This window comes from Xenorhabdus sp. SGI240 (assembly GCF_040081915.1).
In the GTDB taxonomy this organism is placed as follows: domain Bacteria; phylum Pseudomonadota; class Gammaproteobacteria; order Enterobacterales; family Enterobacteriaceae; genus Xenorhabdus; species Xenorhabdus bakwenae.
The window spans coordinates 23,042-40,765 of record NZ_JBEBMB010000004.1 but is presented as its reverse complement, the minus strand read 5'-3'; the positions used below and the strand labels follow the sequence as shown (position 1 = coordinate 40,765).

Annotated in this window: 19 protein-coding genes; 15 read left to right on the top strand and 4 right to left on the bottom strand. The window is 47.8% G+C overall.

Annotation, left to right across the window (positions count from 1 at the left end):
• Nucleotides 1–38: 38 nt before the first annotated feature.
• From ABLA76_RS01395 to cobA, 4 genes are all read right to left on the bottom strand, one after another.
• Nucleotides 39–467, bottom strand: a complete 429-nt coding sequence (locus tag ABLA76_RS01395; RefSeq protein ID WP_348986585.1) for a JHE-like toxin PirA — start codon at nucleotides 465–467, stop codon at nucleotides 39–41.
• A 530-nt stretch (nucleotides 468–997) separates the two neighbouring features.
• Complete coding sequence (locus tag ABLA76_RS01390) at nucleotides 998–1,858, bottom strand: GHMP kinase (protein ID WP_348986584.1); 861 nt, start codon at nucleotides 1,856–1,858, stop codon at nucleotides 998–1,000.
• The gene (gene cobD, locus ABLA76_RS01385; protein ID WP_348986583.1) at nucleotides 1,851–2,924 is read right to left on the bottom strand and encodes a threonine-phosphate decarboxylase CobD; all 1,074 of its coding nucleotides are present in this window, start codon (nucleotides 2,922–2,924) and stop codon (nucleotides 1,851–1,853) included. The genes ABLA76_RS01390 and cobD overlap by 8 nt, the downstream gene beginning before the upstream one ends.
• Nucleotides 2,917–3,678, bottom strand: coding sequence for a uroporphyrinogen-III C-methyltransferase (gene cobA, locus ABLA76_RS01380; protein WP_348986582.1), 762 nt, complete (start codon nucleotides 3,676–3,678; stop codon nucleotides 2,917–2,919). Before cobA ends, cobD begins: the two co-directional genes overlap by 8 nt.
• 716 nt (nucleotides 3,679–4,394) lie before the next feature.
• On the opposite strand from cobA, the gene ABLA76_RS01375 reads away from it, so the two are divergent.
• The 15 genes from ABLA76_RS01375 (at nucleotide 4,395) to cobS (ending at nucleotide 17,669) form a co-directional block, all read left to right on the top strand.
• Complete coding sequence (locus ABLA76_RS01375) at nucleotides 4,395–5,789, top strand: cobyrinate a,c-diamide synthase (RefSeq protein WP_348986581.1); 1,395 nt, start codon at nucleotides 4,395–4,397, stop codon at nucleotides 5,787–5,789.
• Nucleotides 5,786–6,745, top strand: coding sequence for an adenosylcobinamide-phosphate synthase CbiB (gene cbiB / locus ABLA76_RS01370; RefSeq protein ID WP_348986580.1), 960 nt, complete (start codon nucleotides 5,786–5,788; stop codon nucleotides 6,743–6,745). Before ABLA76_RS01375 ends, cbiB begins: the two co-directional genes overlap by 4 nt.
• Nucleotides 6,746–6,757: 12 nt before the next feature.
• Nucleotides 6,758–7,399, top strand: coding sequence for a cobalt-precorrin-8 methylmutase (locus ABLA76_RS01365; protein ID WP_348986579.1), 642 nt, complete (start codon nucleotides 6,758–6,760; stop codon nucleotides 7,397–7,399).
• Nucleotides 7,392–8,555, top strand: a complete 1,164-nt coding sequence (gene cbiD / locus ABLA76_RS01360; RefSeq protein ID WP_348986578.1) for a cobalt-precorrin-5B (C(1))-methyltransferase CbiD — start codon at nucleotides 7,392–7,394, stop codon at nucleotides 8,553–8,555. The genes ABLA76_RS01365 and cbiD overlap by 8 nt, the downstream gene beginning before the upstream one ends.
• Nucleotides 8,552–9,172: a cobalt-precorrin-7 (C(5))-methyltransferase gene (locus tag ABLA76_RS01355; protein ID WP_348986577.1), complete on the top strand. Its 621-nt coding sequence runs from the start codon at nucleotides 8,552–8,554 to the stop codon at nucleotides 9,170–9,172. Before cbiD ends, ABLA76_RS01355 begins: the two co-directional genes overlap by 4 nt.
• Entirely contained in the window at nucleotides 9,169–9,753 is a 585-nt protein-coding gene (locus tag ABLA76_RS01350; RefSeq protein WP_348986576.1) for a decarboxylating cobalt-precorrin-6B (C(15))-methyltransferase, read from the top strand. Before ABLA76_RS01355 ends, ABLA76_RS01350 begins: the two co-directional genes overlap by 4 nt.
• Nucleotides 9,746–10,549 carry a cobalt-precorrin-4 methyltransferase gene (locus tag ABLA76_RS01345; protein WP_348986659.1) on the top strand — a complete coding sequence of 268 codons (804 nt, stop codon included), beginning with the start codon at nucleotides 9,746–9,748 and terminating at the stop codon, nucleotides 10,547–10,549. Before ABLA76_RS01350 ends, ABLA76_RS01345 begins: the two co-directional genes overlap by 8 nt.
• Before the next feature lie 49 nt (nucleotides 10,550–10,598).
• The gene (gene cbiG / locus ABLA76_RS01340; RefSeq protein ID WP_348986658.1) at nucleotides 10,599–11,654 is read left to right on the top strand and encodes a cobalt-precorrin 5A hydrolase; all 1,056 of its coding nucleotides are present in this window, start codon (nucleotides 10,599–10,601) and stop codon (nucleotides 11,652–11,654) included.
• Entirely contained in the window at nucleotides 11,648–12,373 is a 726-nt protein-coding gene (locus ABLA76_RS01335) for a precorrin-3B C(17)-methyltransferase (RefSeq protein ID WP_348986575.1), read from the top strand. The genes cbiG and ABLA76_RS01335 overlap by 7 nt, the downstream gene beginning before the upstream one ends.
• Nucleotides 12,370–13,155 carry a cobalt-precorrin-6A reductase gene (locus tag ABLA76_RS01330; RefSeq protein ID WP_348986574.1) on the top strand — a complete coding sequence of 262 codons (786 nt, stop codon included), beginning with the start codon at nucleotides 12,370–12,372 and terminating at the stop codon, nucleotides 13,153–13,155. Before ABLA76_RS01335 ends, ABLA76_RS01330 begins: the two co-directional genes overlap by 4 nt.
• A 23-nt stretch (nucleotides 13,156–13,178) precedes the next feature.
• Nucleotides 13,179–13,970: a sirohydrochlorin cobaltochelatase gene (locus ABLA76_RS01325; protein ID WP_348986573.1), complete on the top strand. Its 792-nt coding sequence runs from the start codon at nucleotides 13,179–13,181 to the stop codon at nucleotides 13,968–13,970.
• On the top strand, nucleotides 13,967–14,725 hold the full coding sequence (locus tag ABLA76_RS01320) for a cobalt-factor II C(20)-methyltransferase (protein WP_348986572.1): 759 nt from the start codon (nucleotides 13,967–13,969) through the stop codon (nucleotides 14,723–14,725). Before ABLA76_RS01325 ends, ABLA76_RS01320 begins: the two co-directional genes overlap by 4 nt.
• An 81-nt stretch (nucleotides 14,726–14,806) precedes the next feature.
• Nucleotides 14,807–16,372: a cobyric acid synthase gene (locus ABLA76_RS01315; RefSeq protein WP_348986571.1), complete on the top strand. Its 1,566-nt coding sequence runs from the start codon at nucleotides 14,807–14,809 to the stop codon at nucleotides 16,370–16,372.
• Nucleotides 16,369–16,914, top strand: coding sequence for a bifunctional adenosylcobinamide kinase/adenosylcobinamide-phosphate guanylyltransferase (gene cobU, locus ABLA76_RS01310; RefSeq protein ID WP_348986570.1), 546 nt, complete (start codon nucleotides 16,369–16,371; stop codon nucleotides 16,912–16,914). Before ABLA76_RS01315 ends, cobU begins: the two co-directional genes overlap by 4 nt.
• Nucleotides 16,911–17,669, top strand: a complete 759-nt coding sequence (gene cobS, locus ABLA76_RS01305) for an adenosylcobinamide-GDP ribazoletransferase (protein ID WP_348986569.1) — start codon at nucleotides 16,911–16,913, stop codon at nucleotides 17,667–17,669. The genes cobU and cobS overlap by 4 nt, the downstream gene beginning before the upstream one ends.
• Nucleotides 17,670–17,724 lie beyond the last annotated feature (55 nt).

Sequence of the window (17,724 nt, the reverse complement as noted above, 5' to 3'; positions counted from 1 at the left end):
AATTAAACTCTATGAGTTATAAATGTTTTTTCATATTTTTACTTATTATATCCAGTAACAAAGGCGCGTTTATCGGTTTCGTTATAAATGACGACCTTGCTGTAATACACAGAGTTGCTCGGTGATTGTAATATGCCGTCTTCCCCGGCTTTCACTGTGATAGCGGAATATTCGAACCATTCTGATGTGAAAGAGTGAGACCAATAAAAAACGGCTCTAACTGATGATGCGGGGCCAGAATTGGCTACGTAATAATTGGGGCGTGTTTCGGGAATAATTGGCGTATCAATTCTTATTGCCTCAATAGAAGAGTGTGGTTCTATTGTCATATCCCTATAAGGATTGACGGTAAGAGGTTCTGATGCGGGTGTGTCTGTATTGTAAATGAGTGGTTCTGGGTTAGATGGGGTATTGTTTATGATTGTAATGTCACTACTGCCACTTATATTTATATTGATTGTGCTCATAAGGTATTATCCTGTTTTAAATGTTGGTTAAAGTTTAATTTTGTGTTTGTTTTTAAAGGGTTAATTTGTTTATTTTTGGTTTTTTCTATGATCCACAATATAATTGTGGGGATTTTCTCCTTGTGGTTGAAATTTGTTGTTATTTGGCATGAGTCATATATATGATGACTGCGGCTATTCTAAACATATTGGTATGGCAGGATAAAATATAAAAAATGTAAGTTTGATTTAAAAATTATACTACTCATTAAAATAATGTTATTAGTATGTGGGTATGATTAATATTTATTAATGGGAGTGGATAAGTAATAGTATGCCTATTTTAAATAAGGCTGATAAGGTTGTTGATGTAAGATATAACTAGTGATCTTATTGATAATATCAGTTTACTGCTATAAATAAGTATTAATGTAATTCAAGGTATACTCGATAAACTTTAAGTTGCCATCCGCAAGACGACGCGAAGCATTATATTCCCCCGTAGCGAGGGGAAATATAACACGCATCTTGAAGTTGGATTGGTATAGATTTCAGCGAATACCCCCCGCAATCAGTTTAACCTGGTGAATTTTCGGATAGTGCTCAGAAATCTTCTTTTGACGCAGCCACCAGCGCAGGTAATTGACGTCATGGCGATGTGAATCGAATAACAGGCCAACGACACTGCCGCTATGGGCAACGTTCAGACCATAGATACCCGTTTGCTCGACCAAATCCCGCAGTTGATCAAAACAGGGTTTCGGTAATATCGATTGGCTGGCAATAGCGCTTAATGTGCAAGCTTCCCCCAGGCGATAATAGTCATGCCGTTGGTTCGCTGTATGAAATTGCCACCAGGCTTGTTGGAATAAAGGGGCATTATCCCGCCATTGTGCGTGATGATCCTGTTGGTGATATTCTTCTGTCAAAATAGTTTGTGGGCTTTCCAATAGTAAAATATCGATATCCGGTTGCCAGTCGAAGGGAATTTGAGTTTGGGCGGTGAGATGGTCAAACAAGGTTAATGGTTTGAAGATCGTGCTGTCAGTGGGTTCCAGTTTGACACAGAGTTGTGCAAGCTCGGTGCTTTCCAGTGACTTGCCCAATAATCTGGCAGTGGCCTGGGCGGTAGCGGCAATATCCGCTGTGCTACTGGCCATGCCTTTGGCGATCGGAATGGTCGATTGATATTCAATCCGCAAGCCAGCAGTTAATTCTGGTGGCTCCTGCCAGTAATCCAGCAGTACATTGACCATCTGGCGCATACGTGGCCGTTCCTGGGGGATGGGAATACCTTCACTGACAGCAACACAACTGAACCAATTAATCGGGCAGGAGATTAACTTTTCCCCCCCAAACAACCATCCTTGTAGCAGTTCTCCGCAGGAAGCGGGACAAGCGGCTTCAGCCATAGGCAAAAACCTGTTGCATCGCTGCGATTAGGCGCTGATTTTCCCACTCACTGCGCACGGCTATACGATAGTAACGCTTGTCTAATCCGGCATAATTTTCACAATGGCGAATTAACAACCGGCGTTTAAGTAAAGCATGCCATAAATCCAGATTGGGTTTATCACAGCGAAAGAACAGAAAATTAGCGGATGGCGGCCAGACAGTCAGTTCAGGGAAAGTTGAAAGCTGAGACCCTAGATAATGTTGCTGCGATGTCAGCCATTGATGTGTTGCAGCAATATAGTCATGTTCATCAAATAAAATCTCACCAACCCGTGCCGCAAAGGCATTAATTGACCACGGTTCACGTCGATTTTTCATCTCTGCAATCCCGGCCATATTTCCGCTGACTAAATAGCCTAAGCGTAATCCGGGAATGGCAAAGAATTTGGTCATTGAACGCAATACATAAAGATGTCTGGTGACCGTAACTTGCGGAATCAACCCGCGATTCTCAGGGAGAAAATCAATAAAGGATTCATCGACAATCAGCGAAATTCCTTGTTGTTCACAATATTCCACCAGTGATTGCATAAACGGGTTGTCCGGCATTAATCCGGTGGGATTATTGGGCGTAGCGATAAAAACACAATCGGGTTGAATTGTGGAAAGTGTATCCAACAGGCGTAAATCAGGTTGAAATCCGGCGTCCTCTGTTAATGGGTAGTCGATAATTTCTGTGCCAATTTGCTGCAAGGCTTGTCGATATTCAGCAAATCCCGGGATAAGCAGCAAGGCCCGTTTGGGATTGAGATAACGGGTGATGGCATAGATCAGTTCTGTTGCACCATTGCCGGCTATTACTGAGTTGTAATCGCATTGATGGGTCTCTGCGATCGCCTGATGCAAGTGGCGATATTCCACATCTGGGTACTTTTCGATGTCAGCAAGACTATTTTTGATCAACGCCTTAACCCGTTCTGGCGCACCTAACGGATTGATATTGGCACTGAAATCAATCAGCTCATTGGCTGGAAGGCCATATTGTTGGGCAATGCCGATGATATTGCCGCCATGTTCACTCATGGATTGCTCCGTCAGTGGGAGAGAAGGTGAGTATGGTCCCTAAATTGACGACATCACCAACCACAATCAGTGCGGGTGCATGTAAGTTCTTCTCTTCCGCTTTTGCAGCCAGCGTTTCCAGTGTGCCTATAACACTCTTTTGTTTGGGATGGCTGGCGTACATGATCACCGCCGCAGGGGTTGTGGGGGATTTGCCATATAGCATCAACTGTTGGCAGATCTCCATCAGGCGGGTCATCCCCATGAGAATAACCAATGTTCCTTCCAATTGGGCAAGTATCTCCCAATTCTGTTGTTCGTTACCTTGAGAAGTGTGCCCGGTCACAACGTGGAAACTCGATGCATAATTGCGGTGGGTAACGGGAATGCCGGCATAGGCCAGTCCACCAATTGAGGCACTGATCCCCGGAATGATTTCAAATTTAATGCCATGTTGTGCCAGCACTTCCGCTTCTTCCCCTCCACGGCCGAAAACATAGGGATCGCCGCCTTTTAAGCGAACAACCCGTTTTCCCGCCTGTGCATGCCTGACCAGAATTTGATTAATCTCTTCTTGTGGGATGGGATGGTAATCATGTTCTTTGCCAACATTAATAATTTCACAGTGATCTGATACTTGGGCTATAAGTTCAGAATTGACAAGACGGTCATGAACAATGACATCCGCAGATTGAATACAGCGCAATCCTTTGACCGTGATTAAACCTGCATCACCAGGGCCGGCTCCCACTAACCATACATTGCCTTTATTCATTGGGTTACCTCTATGGAATTAAAATATAAATTATCAAAGGGAGAGCTATATTTTCATCAGGGTAGTGAGGTTCTGTTTTTTATTTATCACTTTATGTATTATTTTTCTTATTCTTATGCGTGATGTTATATTTATTTCATATTTTTATCATTATTACTTTAATGCAGGATAAGTAAAGTTGATTTATATCAATATTTTTATCCTTAAATATAAATTATTTTAATATTGAATTTCCTTGTTTATTGAAAATATATATCCATATGAATGCTTCTTTATTGTATTAATATTTTTATTGTAAATTCAATGAGTTAAGTTTTGTTTTTAATTGATGGCTTAGTGGTTGTGTATTAGTTTTTGTTTCGCTTTAAATAAAAATAGTATTTAAAAATCAATAATCATGAACAAGATCACAAAAGTAATAAAGGGTGTTTTTATTAAAATTTAAAAGTGTGTATTTTGGAGTGGATTCGTTTCTCTGTTTTATTTTTCATGCACAATTAATATTGTGATAATGCTTTTTGTTAAGTTGCTTATTTGTTGCAAAATAAAAGATTTGTGGATATCCATATTATTCATTGAATATTAATTGTTTTGTCGAAAATGAACTAAAAGACGTTTATTTGATAAATATCAATGAATGGGAATCTGCGTTGCAGATTTAAAACGAATGCCAATTTTAACACCAATACAGAATTTAAATGTTTTGGGGTAAGCACATGCAACAGAAACATACTTTTGTCATTGCCGGTACAGGTAGCGGATGTGGTAAGACCACCGTTACGTTAGGCATCCTGCGCGCCTTGATGAACCGTTCATTACGGGTACAGCCGTTTAAAATCGGGCCTGATTATCTGGATGGTGGCTGGCATCGTGCTGTGACGGGCGTCGCTTCACGTAATCTTGATGCCTTTATGCTCCCCGAACCGATCCTGAATGGTTTATTTAACCACGCTATGGCTGATAAAGAGATTGGCGTCATTGAAGGGGTAATGGGGTTATATGATGGCTATGGTACAGATCCCAACTATTGCAGTAGTGCGGCAATGGCAAAGCAACTTGGCTGTCCGGTAGTTTTATTGGTGGACGGTAAGGCGGTTTCCACCTCGATTGCGGCTACCGTGATGGGGTTTCAGCAATTTGATCCAACGGTCAATATTGTGGGAGTGCTGCTCAATCGCGTCAATCGGGATAGCCATTTTCAGTTATTAAAACAGGCCATTGAAGGTTATTGTGGTATTCCTGTTTTGGGGCGGTTGCCGGTGATGCCAGAGATTACCCTTCCTTCCCGCCATCTTGGGTTGATCCCTGCGCAAGAACAAGTCAGCCAACGCGAAGAGTGCTGGACTCGTCTTGCTCAACAAATCGAAGCCTTGGTGGATTTAGATAAGTTGCTGGCATTAACCCAGCTATCTTCCTTGCCAAAAGGCAATATCGATTCCCTCATTGATCCCGCGATGGGGCAAGGTTTAACACTGGCTCTGGCAGCAGATGAGGCATTCCACTTCTATTACCCTGATAACCTGTTGTTGCTGGAAAAAGCCGGTGTGACTATCAAACGGTTCAGTCCCCTGCATGATCATCGGTTACCTGAATGCCAGATGATCTATTTGGGGGGTGGATACCCTGAGATTTATGCCCAATCCCTCTCTTCCAACCACGCCATGCATTTGGCATTACGTCAGGCGCAGCACAAAGGGATCCCCATTTATGCGGAATGCGGTGGCTTGATGTATCTCGGCGATACCCTGATTGATGCCGATGGTGTACGCCATGACATGGTAGGGTTGATTGCCGGTGAAAGTCAGATGGGAGATCACCTGCAACGCTTTGGTTACTGCGAAGCTACGGCAATGTGTGATACGCCTTTCGTGGCAAAAGGGGAAACGTTGCGCGGGCATGAATTCCATTACTCGGATTTTATCACGACCAACCCCCCCGTTTTTCAGTGTGTTAAATGGTGTGATCCAAAAGAAACATTAAAAACCGTGCAGAAAAGCTGGCAGGGAGGCTACCAGAATGGCAATACCCTGGCGAGCTATCTGCATATTCATTTTGCCCAACGCCCCCATTTGCTCCATCGTTGGCTGATGATGGCACGGAGGCTGTTATGACCGTCTTATTGTGGGTTACAGCTTTTATTCTGGACAGGAAATTGGGTGATCCTCCTCATTGGCCGCACCCTGTGCGCTGGATGGGGCAGCTGACTAACCAAACTGAGCAGCTTATTCGCCGGATTAGCCAAACTGAAACCGACTTGAAATGGGGCGGCGTACTGTTATGGCTGGTGGTCGTGGGGAGTGTCTGGCTGGCGAGCTATTGGGTTTTACAATTGGTTTATGGTGTGACGTTCTGGCTGGGATGTTTGGTTGAAATTTGGCTGATTTATACCGTGTTGGCAGGACGTGGCTTAGGCGAGGCGGCAAATGTTGTTTATCAGGCATTGCGTCAGGGAGATTTAGCTGCCAGCCGTCAACAGCTTGGCAAAATTGTCGGTCGGGACACCGGCCAATTGCACCCCCCCCAAATCAGCCGTGCCGCGATTGAAACCGTGGCAGAAAACAGCGTGGATGGCGTGATTGCTCCATTGTTCTTCTTAATGCTTGGCGGTGCTCCACTTGCCCTGGTTTATAAAGCAATCAATACCCTTGATTCCATGGTGGGCTATAAAACGCCTCACTATCGGGCATTGGGGATGTTTTCGGCACGTATGGATGATGTGGCGAATTGGCTGCCTGCCCGTTTGGGCTGGATTCTGCTGGCAATGGCCGCGAAATGGCAGGGATTGGATTTTCGGCAGGCGTTACACATTGGCTGGCGTGATCGCTACCAACACAGTAGCCCCAACAGTGGCTGGCCGGAAGCCACTGTAGCAGGGGCATTGGGTATCCGTCTTGGCGGACCGAATGTCTACTTTAATCAGCTTGTCGAAAAACCGTGGATGGGTGATGCCAGGCGTGAAGTCACGCCTGATGATATCCCACAGTCTGTTCAGATGATGGTGGTGGCATCAGTGATGGCGCTGTTGCTGTTTGCGCTGCTGCATAGCCTGGTCAGTGTGATGATATAAGGAGGGAACAGCATGAGCGATTACATCCGACAACCCCAACAGATCGAAAGAAATAGCTTTGACATTATCAGTCAGCTTATTTTTGAATCGCGGCCTGATTATCGTTTTGTGGACGCGGATCAAGAAGCCGTGATCAAACGGGTGATCCATACCACCGCTGATTTTGACTGGCTTGATATTCTCTATTTTTCCCCGCATGTTTTGCGCCACATTCGTGACGGTATCTTGCGTGGCTGTACGTTATATACCGATACAACAATGGTGCTATCTGGCATCAATAAAACGCGCCTGGCTCAGTATGGCAGCGAATGCCGTTGTTATGTCAGCGATCCCCGCGCCGTTCAAATGGCAAAAGCCCAGCAAATCACACGTTCAATGGCCGCCGTCGATCTGGCCCTGCAAGAAGCAGGGGAGAAGATTTTTGTCTTTGGCAACGCCCCGACTGCGCTGTTTCGTTTGATGGAACACCCATTTGCACCCATTGCAGTCGTTGGTGTGCCTGTTGGGTTTGTTGGCGCAGAGGAATCAAAAAATGCCCTGATCAATCGCGGATTAAGTTGTATTGCAGCAAAAGGGCGCAAGGGAGGCAGCAATATTGCCGCCGCCATTATCAACGCCATTCTGTACCGGATGCCGGAGGTCAGGCATGAATGAAATCAGTGATACACAAGCCAATAGCCTCGGAACGGTTTGGCATCGGGGCAAGCAGTATCGCAAGGGCTACACCACGGGGTCTTGTGCCACAGCCGCTGCCAGGGTTGCTGCATTGATGATCTTGCGTCAGCAGATTATTCATCAGGTTTCGATTGTCACGCCTTCGGGTGTCACCTTGGTCTTGAATGTTGAACAGCCCTTGATTGAGGGACAGCAGGCGGTTGCCGCTATCCGTAAAGATGGTGGCGATGATGTGGATGCAACCCACGGTATGTTGATTTTTGCCCGTGTCTGCCTGAATGACAGCGGTGTGATCACACTGGATGGCGATGAAGGCATTGGCAGGGTAACGCGGGTGGGGGTAGGTTTGCCGATTGGCTGGGCAGCCATTAATAAAACCCCACGGCATACCATTGAAGAAGCGGTACGGGAGGTCATCGGTCCGCAGCGTGGGGCAGATATCATCCTCTTTGCCCCTGAAGGCGAGGAACGGGCGAAGAAAACCTATAACGACAGATTGGGGATTAAGGGAGGTATTTCGGTTATTGGCACGACAGGCATTGTGACACCGATGTCGGAAGAGAGCTGGAAACGTTCTCTGGCATTGGAATTAGAAGCCAAACGTGCCGATGGGCTGGATCGCATTATTTTTGTGCCGGGAAATCACGGTGAACGTTTTGTCAGTCAGCAGTTGGGTATTGATGCGAATTATGTCGTCACAATGAGTAACTTTGTCGGTTATATGTTGCAGGAAGCCGTGCGTCTGGAGTTCCGTCATATCGTTCTGGTAGGGCATGTCGGCAAGTTGGTGAAAATCGCGGCCGGTATCTTTCATACCCACAGCCATATTGCTGATGGTCGCATGGAAACGCTGATTGCCAATCTGGCCTTAATAGGGGCACCTTTCGAACTGATTCAGGCCGTGGATCAATGTGATACCACTGAAGCAGCCATTGAGTTGATTGCAGAACAGGGCTGGCAGGCCGTGTACCAACAAATTGCCCGGAAAATCTGCGGGCGTATCGACCAAATGCTACGTTTCGCCCGTGGTAAGCCGCAGTGTGATGCCATTCTCTTCTCTTTTGATAACCAGGTTTTGGGCTGCAACCGGCCTGTGGACGCGATAGTGAAGGATTTTATGGAGGATTGCCGATGATCACCGTTATTGGTATTGGTCCCGGCGCCGCTGCAAACCAAACATTGGCTGCGTTGGAAGCGATCAGACAGGCGGAAGTGTTGGTCGGCGGAAAGCGCCATCTCGCCGAATTTTCCCATTTCAACGGGGAAACCCGCCGTTTGGATGCTGATGTGGATGGATTGATGCAGTGGCTTGCACAGAATCAGCATCGGCAAATTATTGTGCTGGCTTCGGGTGATCCCCTCTTTTATGGCATCGGCAAACGAATCATTGAGCATTTTTCTGGACAAAATACCCGCATTATCTCTGGCATCAGTTCAATCCAATATTTATGCGCCCGGATTTTGCTGGATATGAACGACATTTATCTCACCAGCAGCCACGGGCGCAAACCGGATTTTGACTGGCTATTGCAACACGAAAAAATCGCTATGGTAACGGATGACGCCATTGGCCCTTACCAGATTGCGCAAGAAATTCTGGTGCGCGGGCAGCAACGTCGCATGGTGATCGGCAAAAATTTATCCCATGAACATGAGCAAATAATTTGTTTGTACGCGGAACAGGTCGTGCAACGCGGCAACATTGATTATGGCTTGAATGTTGTGGTGATTTTAAAGGGTGAACCTGAATGAAAGATGAACTGTTTTTGCGTGGTCATCGCATCCCCATGACCAAAGAAGCGGTTAGGGCGCTGGCATTGGAACGACTGGAACTGGAAAACGCCTGCCGTTTTATCGATGTTGGTGCGGGTACGGGCAGCGTCAGTATTGAAGCGGCATTGCGCTATCCGGCATTGGATATTCTCGCCATTGAACGCAAGGAAGATGCCTTGTCACTGCTTGCTGAAAATGTTCGGCATTTTGGCTGCCAGAGGGTTCGTATCCAGTCTGGTATTGCCCCTGTGCCATTGGACAGCACCGCAGAGGCTATTTTCATTGGCGGAACGGGGGGACATCTGACAGAAATCATTGATTGGGCGTTGCTGCACCTGAACTCAGGTGGACGTTTAGTCATGACTTTTATCCTGCTGGAAAACTTCACGCAAGCATTATCGCACCTGAAATCCTGTCGGGTGACCGCGCTTGATGGGCGTGAAATTCAGGTGGGAGAACTGACGGCACTCGGGCAGGGACATTATTTCAAACCCAACAATCCCACTTATTTGTTGTCCTGCCAGAAAGAACCCGGTCAAGAGGAGCGGAATGATGCCTGAATCTATTAACGCTGAACCGACAGATAACCTCAGTTTTGATACTGAAAAAGTCTGGTTTGTGGGGGCGGGACCAGGGGATAAGAGCCTGATTACCCTGAAAGGCTATCAATTATTACGTCAGGCGCACGTGGTGATTTATGCCGGTTCGCTGGTTAATCGGGCGTTACTGGATTATTGCCGTGCAGATGCCGAATGCCATGACAGCGCGAGATTGACGTTAGCGGAAATCACGGAATTGATGGTGAATGGCGTGCAAGCGGGCAAATTGGTGGTTCGCCTGCAAACGGGAGATTTATCGCTGTTTGGCTCCATACGTGAGCAGGCCGAAGAACTGGCAAATCATGCTATTGGTTTTGTCTCTGTGCCCGGGGTGAGTTCGTTTCTTGGGGCGGCTGCGCAGTTGGGCGTGGAGTACACCGTGCCCGAAGTCGCGCAAAGTTTGATTATCACCCGCATGGAAGGCAGAACGCCGATGCCGCCCCGGGAAACGCTGGAGGCCTTTGCCGCTCACCAAACTTCAATGGCGATCTTCCTTTCGGTACAGAACATGACGGAGGTTGTGGCTCGGTTGGTTCAGGGCGGTTATGGACAGGAAACCCCTGCTGCGGTGGTTTATAAGGCAACCTGGCCGGATTGCCAGATAGTGCGGGGGACATTGGCGACAATTGCTGAACAGGTACACAGCGCCGGCATTCGTAAAACGGCCTTGATCCTGGTAGGCGCTTTTCTTGGCGAAGAGTATCACTACTCGAAACTGTACGATGCGAGGTTCAGCCATGAATACCGTAGCGCCTGACTTAATATCACCTGACGTAACAGCCTCTAAAGCTGGGTTACCTGGAAAAATGCCATCTAACAAAGAATATGCCTTGTTTTGCCTGACAGAAGGGGGTATGGCGTTGGCTCGTCGTTTGCGGATCCATTTAGCGATGGATTGTTTCACTTCTCCTGAATGGGTGGCGAGTGAATTTATGGCATTTGAAGGCGGTTTTGCCAATACGGTACGCAGGGCATTCACCCAATATGAGGCGTTGATCATGATTGGCGCGACGGGGATCGCCATTCGGGTTATCGCTCCGTTGCTCAAGGACAAAATGACCGATCCGGCGGTTGTCGTACTGGATGAAAAAGGGCAGTTTGCGATCAGTTTATTGTCGGGGCATATGGGAGGCGCGAATAAGCTGGCACAACAGATCGCAGATATTCTTGATGGTCAGGCGGTGATCACCACTGCAACCGATGTTAACCAAGTCGCCGCATTGGATCTGTTATCGCAAGAAATTGATGGAAAAATGGAAAATTTCCGTGCCAATGTCAAAACCGTTAATCAAATGCTGGTCAATGGCAAGCGGGTCGGTATTTGGTGGCATCCCGACTTGAGTGATGAAAAAGATCGCTATGACACGCGTGGGTTCATTCCCGTTGACTCTCTGGAAGATCGGCCGGAATTGGATGCCCTGGTATACATCAGCTATGAACGGACAAATCTGGCACTGGCAATCCCGACTTTTAAATTAATCCCGCGCCGTATCGTTGCAGGCATCGGTTGTCGGCGGGGAGTGGAAGCGGAACGGCTCGTAGAATTATTAGATCGCCATCTGGCGGAACATCACCTTGAATCTTTGGCGCTAAAAGCCGTCGGCAGTGTTGAACTGAAAAAAAACGAACCGGCGTTAATCCAATTGGCCCAAGAGCGGAAAATTCCCTACCAAATCTTCTCTGTTAATCAGCTTGCCCAGTGTGAACAGGCATTTCCGGTTTCTGAATTTGTGCGAAAAACGGTGGGTATAGGCTGTGTCTCCCAACCCGTGGCCTGGCTAATGAGTCAGGGGCATCTGGTTGGTCATACCCTGCGTGAGCAGGGCGTCACCATCACATTAGGAGTATTGCATCCATGTTAACAGTCATTGGAATCGGTCCCGGCAGTGAAGCCATGATGACGCAGGAGGCGATTGCGGCATTGAAAGCGGCTGACATCGTGGTGGGTTACAAAACCTACACCCATCTGGTGAAACCACTGGTAGGCGATAAAGAAATTATCAAAACCGGCATGTGCAAAGAGATTGAGCGCTGCCAGACAGCCATTGAGCTGGCCGAACAGGGTAAAAATGTAGCGGTAGTGTGTAGCGGGGATGCGGGTATTTATGGCATGGCTGGCTTGATTCTGGCGTTGGTCAGTCAGCAAAAGCGTAAGGTAGAAGTCCGGCTGGTAGCGGGCGTGACGGCGAGTACGGCTTGCGCCGCCTTGCTTGGTGCGCCATTGATGCATGACTTTTGTCATATCAGCCTAAGCGATCTGCTCACCCCGTGGGAGGTTATTGAAAAGCGGGTTCAGGCTGCGGCAGAAGCCGATTTTGTGGTCTGTTTCTATAATCCCCGCAGTCGCGGACGGGAAGAGCATCTGGCCCGGGCATTTTCCCTGATGGCACCGTGGAAATCGCCAGAAACGCCCGTTGGCGTGGTGAAAGCGGCCGGGCGCAAACATGAGGATAAATGGCTGACGACTTTTGGCTCAATGGATTTTTCCCGTGTTGATATGCGCAGTCTGGTGATCGTGGGCAACCAGTCAACGTATATACGTGATGGGCTGATGATCACGCCGAGAGGATACAAGCTATGAAACAACCATTGATTCACATTTTTGGCGGTACGAGCGATGCCCGCCAGATTTGTGTGATGATGGATATTGCCAGCATAAATTATAGCTTGTCAGTGGCGACGCCGGCGGGAGCACAGCAGGCGATGGGGATCCGCGGTGAAATTGTTACCGGCAGGATGGAGTCCGAAGAGATGGCCGAATATTTGCAAAAGCGAGGGACAAAAAGGGTGATTGATGCGTCCCATCCTTATGCTGAACGGCTGAGTCAAAACATTGTCGGCGCTTGCCAAAAGTTGGGTGTTCCTCTCATTCGTTATATCCGTCCCAGCGATATTGATGCTGTTGAACATCCCCTTATCTATAAAGTGGCAACCATTAAGCAGGCGTGTGAAATAGCAACCGGTTTGGCAAACCGTATTTTGCTGACCACCGGCAGTAAACAATTGGCCGACTACGTGGCGCACCTGCCAGGAAAAACGGTGCTGGCTCGTGTATTGCCAACTGCAGACGTTTTGGCGCTGTGTGAATCTTGTGGTTTGTCGGTCGATCAGATCTTTGCCCTGAAAGGTCCCTTCAGTGCCGATTTCAATCGGGCATTTTACCAATTTTGTCAGGCGGAGGTCGTCATAACCAAAGAGTCTGGTGAGCAAGGCGGGTTCAGGGAAAAAGTGGAACCCTGCCTTTCCCTCGGGTTGCCCTGCATTGTGCTCTGTCGCCCGGGGCAGCAATTTGCCGGAGAGGGGATCACGCAGGTCAACGGATTGGACGAGATGGCACGGTTATTGGCGAATTTGGGTACGTAAATAAACCAATAAGGAAAAGCGAAATGAAAAAAGCATTATTGGTGATAAGTTTCGGAACCAGTTATCCCGAAACGCTGAAAAACAATATTGAAGCCTGTGAGCAGCAATTAGCCTCGGTGTTTCCAGACCGGGAACTCTGTCGGGCCTTTACCTCTGGCATGATCATTCGCAAATTGCGTCAACGCGATGGCATTCACATTGATACTCCCCACGATGCGCTGACCAGACTGCATCACGCAGGTTATCACGATGTTGCTGTTCAATGCCTGCATATCATTAATGGCGATGAATATGAAAAAGTGCGGCGTGAGGTTGAGAAATTTCGTCCTCGTTTTAAGCGGTTGGTGCTGGGTACGCCTCTGCTTAGCCACTTTGATGACTACCTGCAACTGATGCGGGCACTGCGCCACCAGCTTCCGCGGTTGGCAGAGAATGAATGTGTCGTTTTTATGGGACACGGTACAACCCACTCTGCTTTTTCTGCCTACGCCTGTCTGGATCACCTGATGAGCCATTCCCATTTTCCGGCACGGGTAGGCGCGGTCGAAAGCTATCCTGAACTTCCTCTGATCATTAAGGGATTAAAAGAGCAAAAGATCCGCAAGGCTTATCTGATGCCATTGATGCTGGTGGCCGGCGATCATGCCACTAATGATATGGCTTCAAATGAAGAAGACTCCTGGAAGTCACAGTTGGAGAATGCGGGGATTGTTGCGATCCCCTGGTTACAGGGATTGGGGGAAAACCCGATGATTCGGCAGATGTTTGTTGATCACCTTGCTTACGCGCTAAATGATCAGGAGAAAGCGTTATGAACGAAACAGCAACAGCAGGAAAACTGTATGTTATGGGCGTTGGCCCGGGAGCCAGTGATCTGGTGACTGTACGGGCTGCGCGTATTCTTTCTGAACTTGATGTGATCTATACCCCGACGGGAAAAAAAGGCGCCAGAAGTCTCGCTCACGCCATCATTGAAGAATACCTTTCGCCGAACACTCAAGTTTGCACTTATCACTTTTTAATGAAAGCCGACATAGCAGCAAAACAAGCGGTGTGGGATGAAGTGGCGCAAGCCTTGAAAGAGGACGTGGCGAATGGCAGGAAAGTGGGGTTTATCACTTTGGGCGATCCGATGCTGTTTAGTACATGGGTATTTCTTTTGCAGCGGTTGGTATCGCAACAGATGAACTCTCCCTCATGGCTGGAAATTGTGCCGGGGATCACCTCATTTTCTGCCATTGCCGCAGCCAGTGCGATGCCACTGGCGATGGAAGAGCAAACATTGGCTGTTATTGCTTGTACCGCTTCTGAAGCGCTTCTGGAGCAAGCATTACTCAATCACGACTGCATTGTCCTGATGAAAGTTTATTCGCGTTTTCCCCTGATCCGTGACCTGCTGCAACGTCACAATCTGTTAGAACATGCGTTGATGATGGCTGATGCAACTTTGCCGACTGAACAAGGTTGGCGCAATCTTGCCGCACTGCCCCCCAGCGAAAAAGAGAGAATGCAGGGATTGTCCTATTTTTCAACGATTCTGGTTAATAAAAACTGGCCATTATCAAGGTGAGTGATAATGGTATGCCGATGGTGGTGATTGGCACTGCTGTGGCGGAAAAACAGGACACAATGAAATAAGAGAGGAAATAGAATGACATTATCGCTGATGGTTCAGGGAACGGCGTCTGATGCTGGCAAAAGTGTGCTGGTGGCGGGATTTTGTCGGCTATTTGCCCAGGATGGCTATCGCTGTACGCCCTTTAAATCACAAAATATGGCGCTTAATTCTGGGATTACCGCAGATGGCAAAGAGATGGGACGAGCACAGATATTTCAGGCGGAAGCCGCGGGGATTGCGCCGGATGTACGGATGAATCCTGTATTGTTGAAACCCACCAGCGATCGCAAGGCTCAGGTGGTTTTTATGGGGAAAGTGATGTGCAGCATGAATGCGGTGGAATATCACGAACATAAACCCCAATTGCTCCAGCAGATTTTGAGGGCATACAACGGGTTAGCAGCAGAAACGGATATCATGGTGTTAGAAGGGGCGGGTAGCCCGGCAGAGATCAATTTGCGTGATCGCGATATTGTTAATATGGGGATGGCTGAATTAGTGGATGCGCCGGTCATTTTGGTGGCAGATATTGATCGTGGCGGGGTATTTGCATCCATCTACGGCACATTAGCCTTGCTTAAACCGGCGGAAAAAGCCCGTATTAAGGGCGTGATCATCAATAAATTTCGCGGTGATATCGCTTTGTTGCAATCAGGGATCGATCAGATCGAAGCTTTGACACAAGTCCCGATATTGGGGGTATTACCGTGGCTGGATCTTGATCTGGAAGATGAAGACAGCGTCGCTTTGCAGGTGGGTAAATATGATCGGCCGCAACAAAAAACAGGAAACTGTCTGGATATTGCTGTCATTCAATACCCCCATATCGCCAATTTCACCGATTTCAATGCGCTGGCAGCTCAACCGGATGTGTTTTTGCATTATGTCTCCAAACCTTCTGAACTCCAGAAAGCCGACCTGATTATTCTTCCCGGCAGCAAAAATACATTGGCAGATTTGGTATGGTTGAAAACTCAGGGGTTTGAACCGGCAATTATCACGGCTCATCAGAAAAATGTACCGATTATCGGGATCTGTGGTGGTTATCAAATGTTAGGTAAGCAGATTGTGGATGGGGTGGAATCCGGCTTAACGCAAATGACAGGATTAGGTTTATTGGATACGGAAACCCACTTTGCCAGTGAAAAACAGACCGCACAGGTTAGGGGCGTAGTCATGCCTGCGTTGTCAGGTATGCTGAAATTATGCAGCGAACAACCGATTGCGGGTTATGAAATCCATCTGGGAACCACTCGGCTTGGTCAGCAGGCAACGCCTTTTGCCCAAATATATTGGCGCAACGGCGAAGAAAGAAATAGTGAGGAAAAAAACGGGTTTGATGGTGCAGTGGCTCAAGATGGTTTGGTCATGGGAAGTTACCTGCATGGTTTGTTCGATCAAAACACGTTTACCCGCCCACTATTAAATCAATTGCGTATCAGAAAAGGCGATGTTCCACTGGAAAATGTGGCCTTTAATTACCGCCAGCATAAAGAAAAACAATTCAACAAGTTGGCCGCCAGTATGCGTGAGCATCTGGATATCGCGCGGATTTATCAGTTAATGCATGAACACTCATCTGGCGGAGTGATGCCATGATTTTAGTGACAGGCGGTGCCCGCAGTGGCAAGAGTAGCCACGCTGAACGCCTGCTCGCTAAACAGTGCGAGCAGGTGTTATATATCGCGACGGCACAGGTCACCGATGAAGAGATGGCCGCGCGTATTGAGCGGCATAAACAGGGACGACCGACACATTGGCGAACCTGGGAAGGCCATCAAGATTTAGGCTCTGTTATCCGCCAGCACCGCCAACCCCAAGAGGGCGTTATACTAGAATGTGTGACCACATTAATTGCCAGCGTGTTGTTTGACTTATCGGGTGGTGTCTCACCCGATGAACTTGATTTCGCCTCATTGGAGGGGGTTATCCATCACCAGATCGATGACCTGATTGATGCCAGCCTGATGTGTCCGATGCCAGTATATTTGGTGACCAACGAGTTGGGGATGGGTATCACACCTGAAAACCGATTGGCACGCCATTTTGTCGATATTGCTGGACGTGCTAACCAAAAGCTGGCACAAGCGGCTAAAGAAGTCTGGCTGATGGTTTCGGGCATTGGAGTGAAGATTAAATGAAACGACACCTTTTTTGGGCCACACTACAGTTTATGACACGGCTTCCGATCCCGCAAAAGTGGGCGGCCGGCGTCGATTTTCGCCAATATTGGCGTGGTGTGCCTTATTTTCCGTTGATTGGGTTCATTGTTGGTGGTCTGGCTGGATTGGTATCACTTTCGATCAGCCAGTCGGGTGGAGGAATGTATATCGGTGCGGTGGGTTATGTGCTGGTGTTGGTTTTATTGACGGGCGGGTTACATTTAGATGGATTGGCGGATACGTGTGATGGGCTTTTTTCCTCCCGCCAGCGTAAAGAAATGCTGGAAATTATGCGCGATAGCCGGCTTGGAACGTATGGCGGAGTCGGGTTAATTTTCTGTCTTGCCCTCAAAACATTCGCTGTTGTTGAATTATCTTATCATCCCCCCTTGTATTTGCTTGTCTTGTTGACTTGTGCATCGATTGCCGGACGAACAGCCGTGGTGCTTTTAATGTATGCGCAACGTGATGCTCGTGAAGGCGAGGGAATGGGAAGCAGTTATATTGGCCAAATTAGCTTTTCTGTGACTACGCTGACCGTGTTGGTTGGTGTTGTATTGGTGATGGCACTGGGGAATTGGCAAACCTTGTCGGCAATGATGGTGTCATTGCTTGTGGTTTATGGGCTTGCCCTCTATTTCAATTATCGTCTTGGGGGACAAACGGGCGATACGCTGGGCGCTTCCATTGAGGTAGGGGAAATTGCTTTTTTGCTGGCAATGATCTGGCAATAGATGATTTGGCAATAAACGAAGCCAATCAGGAGAGAATAATCAGCTGCGATTGTTT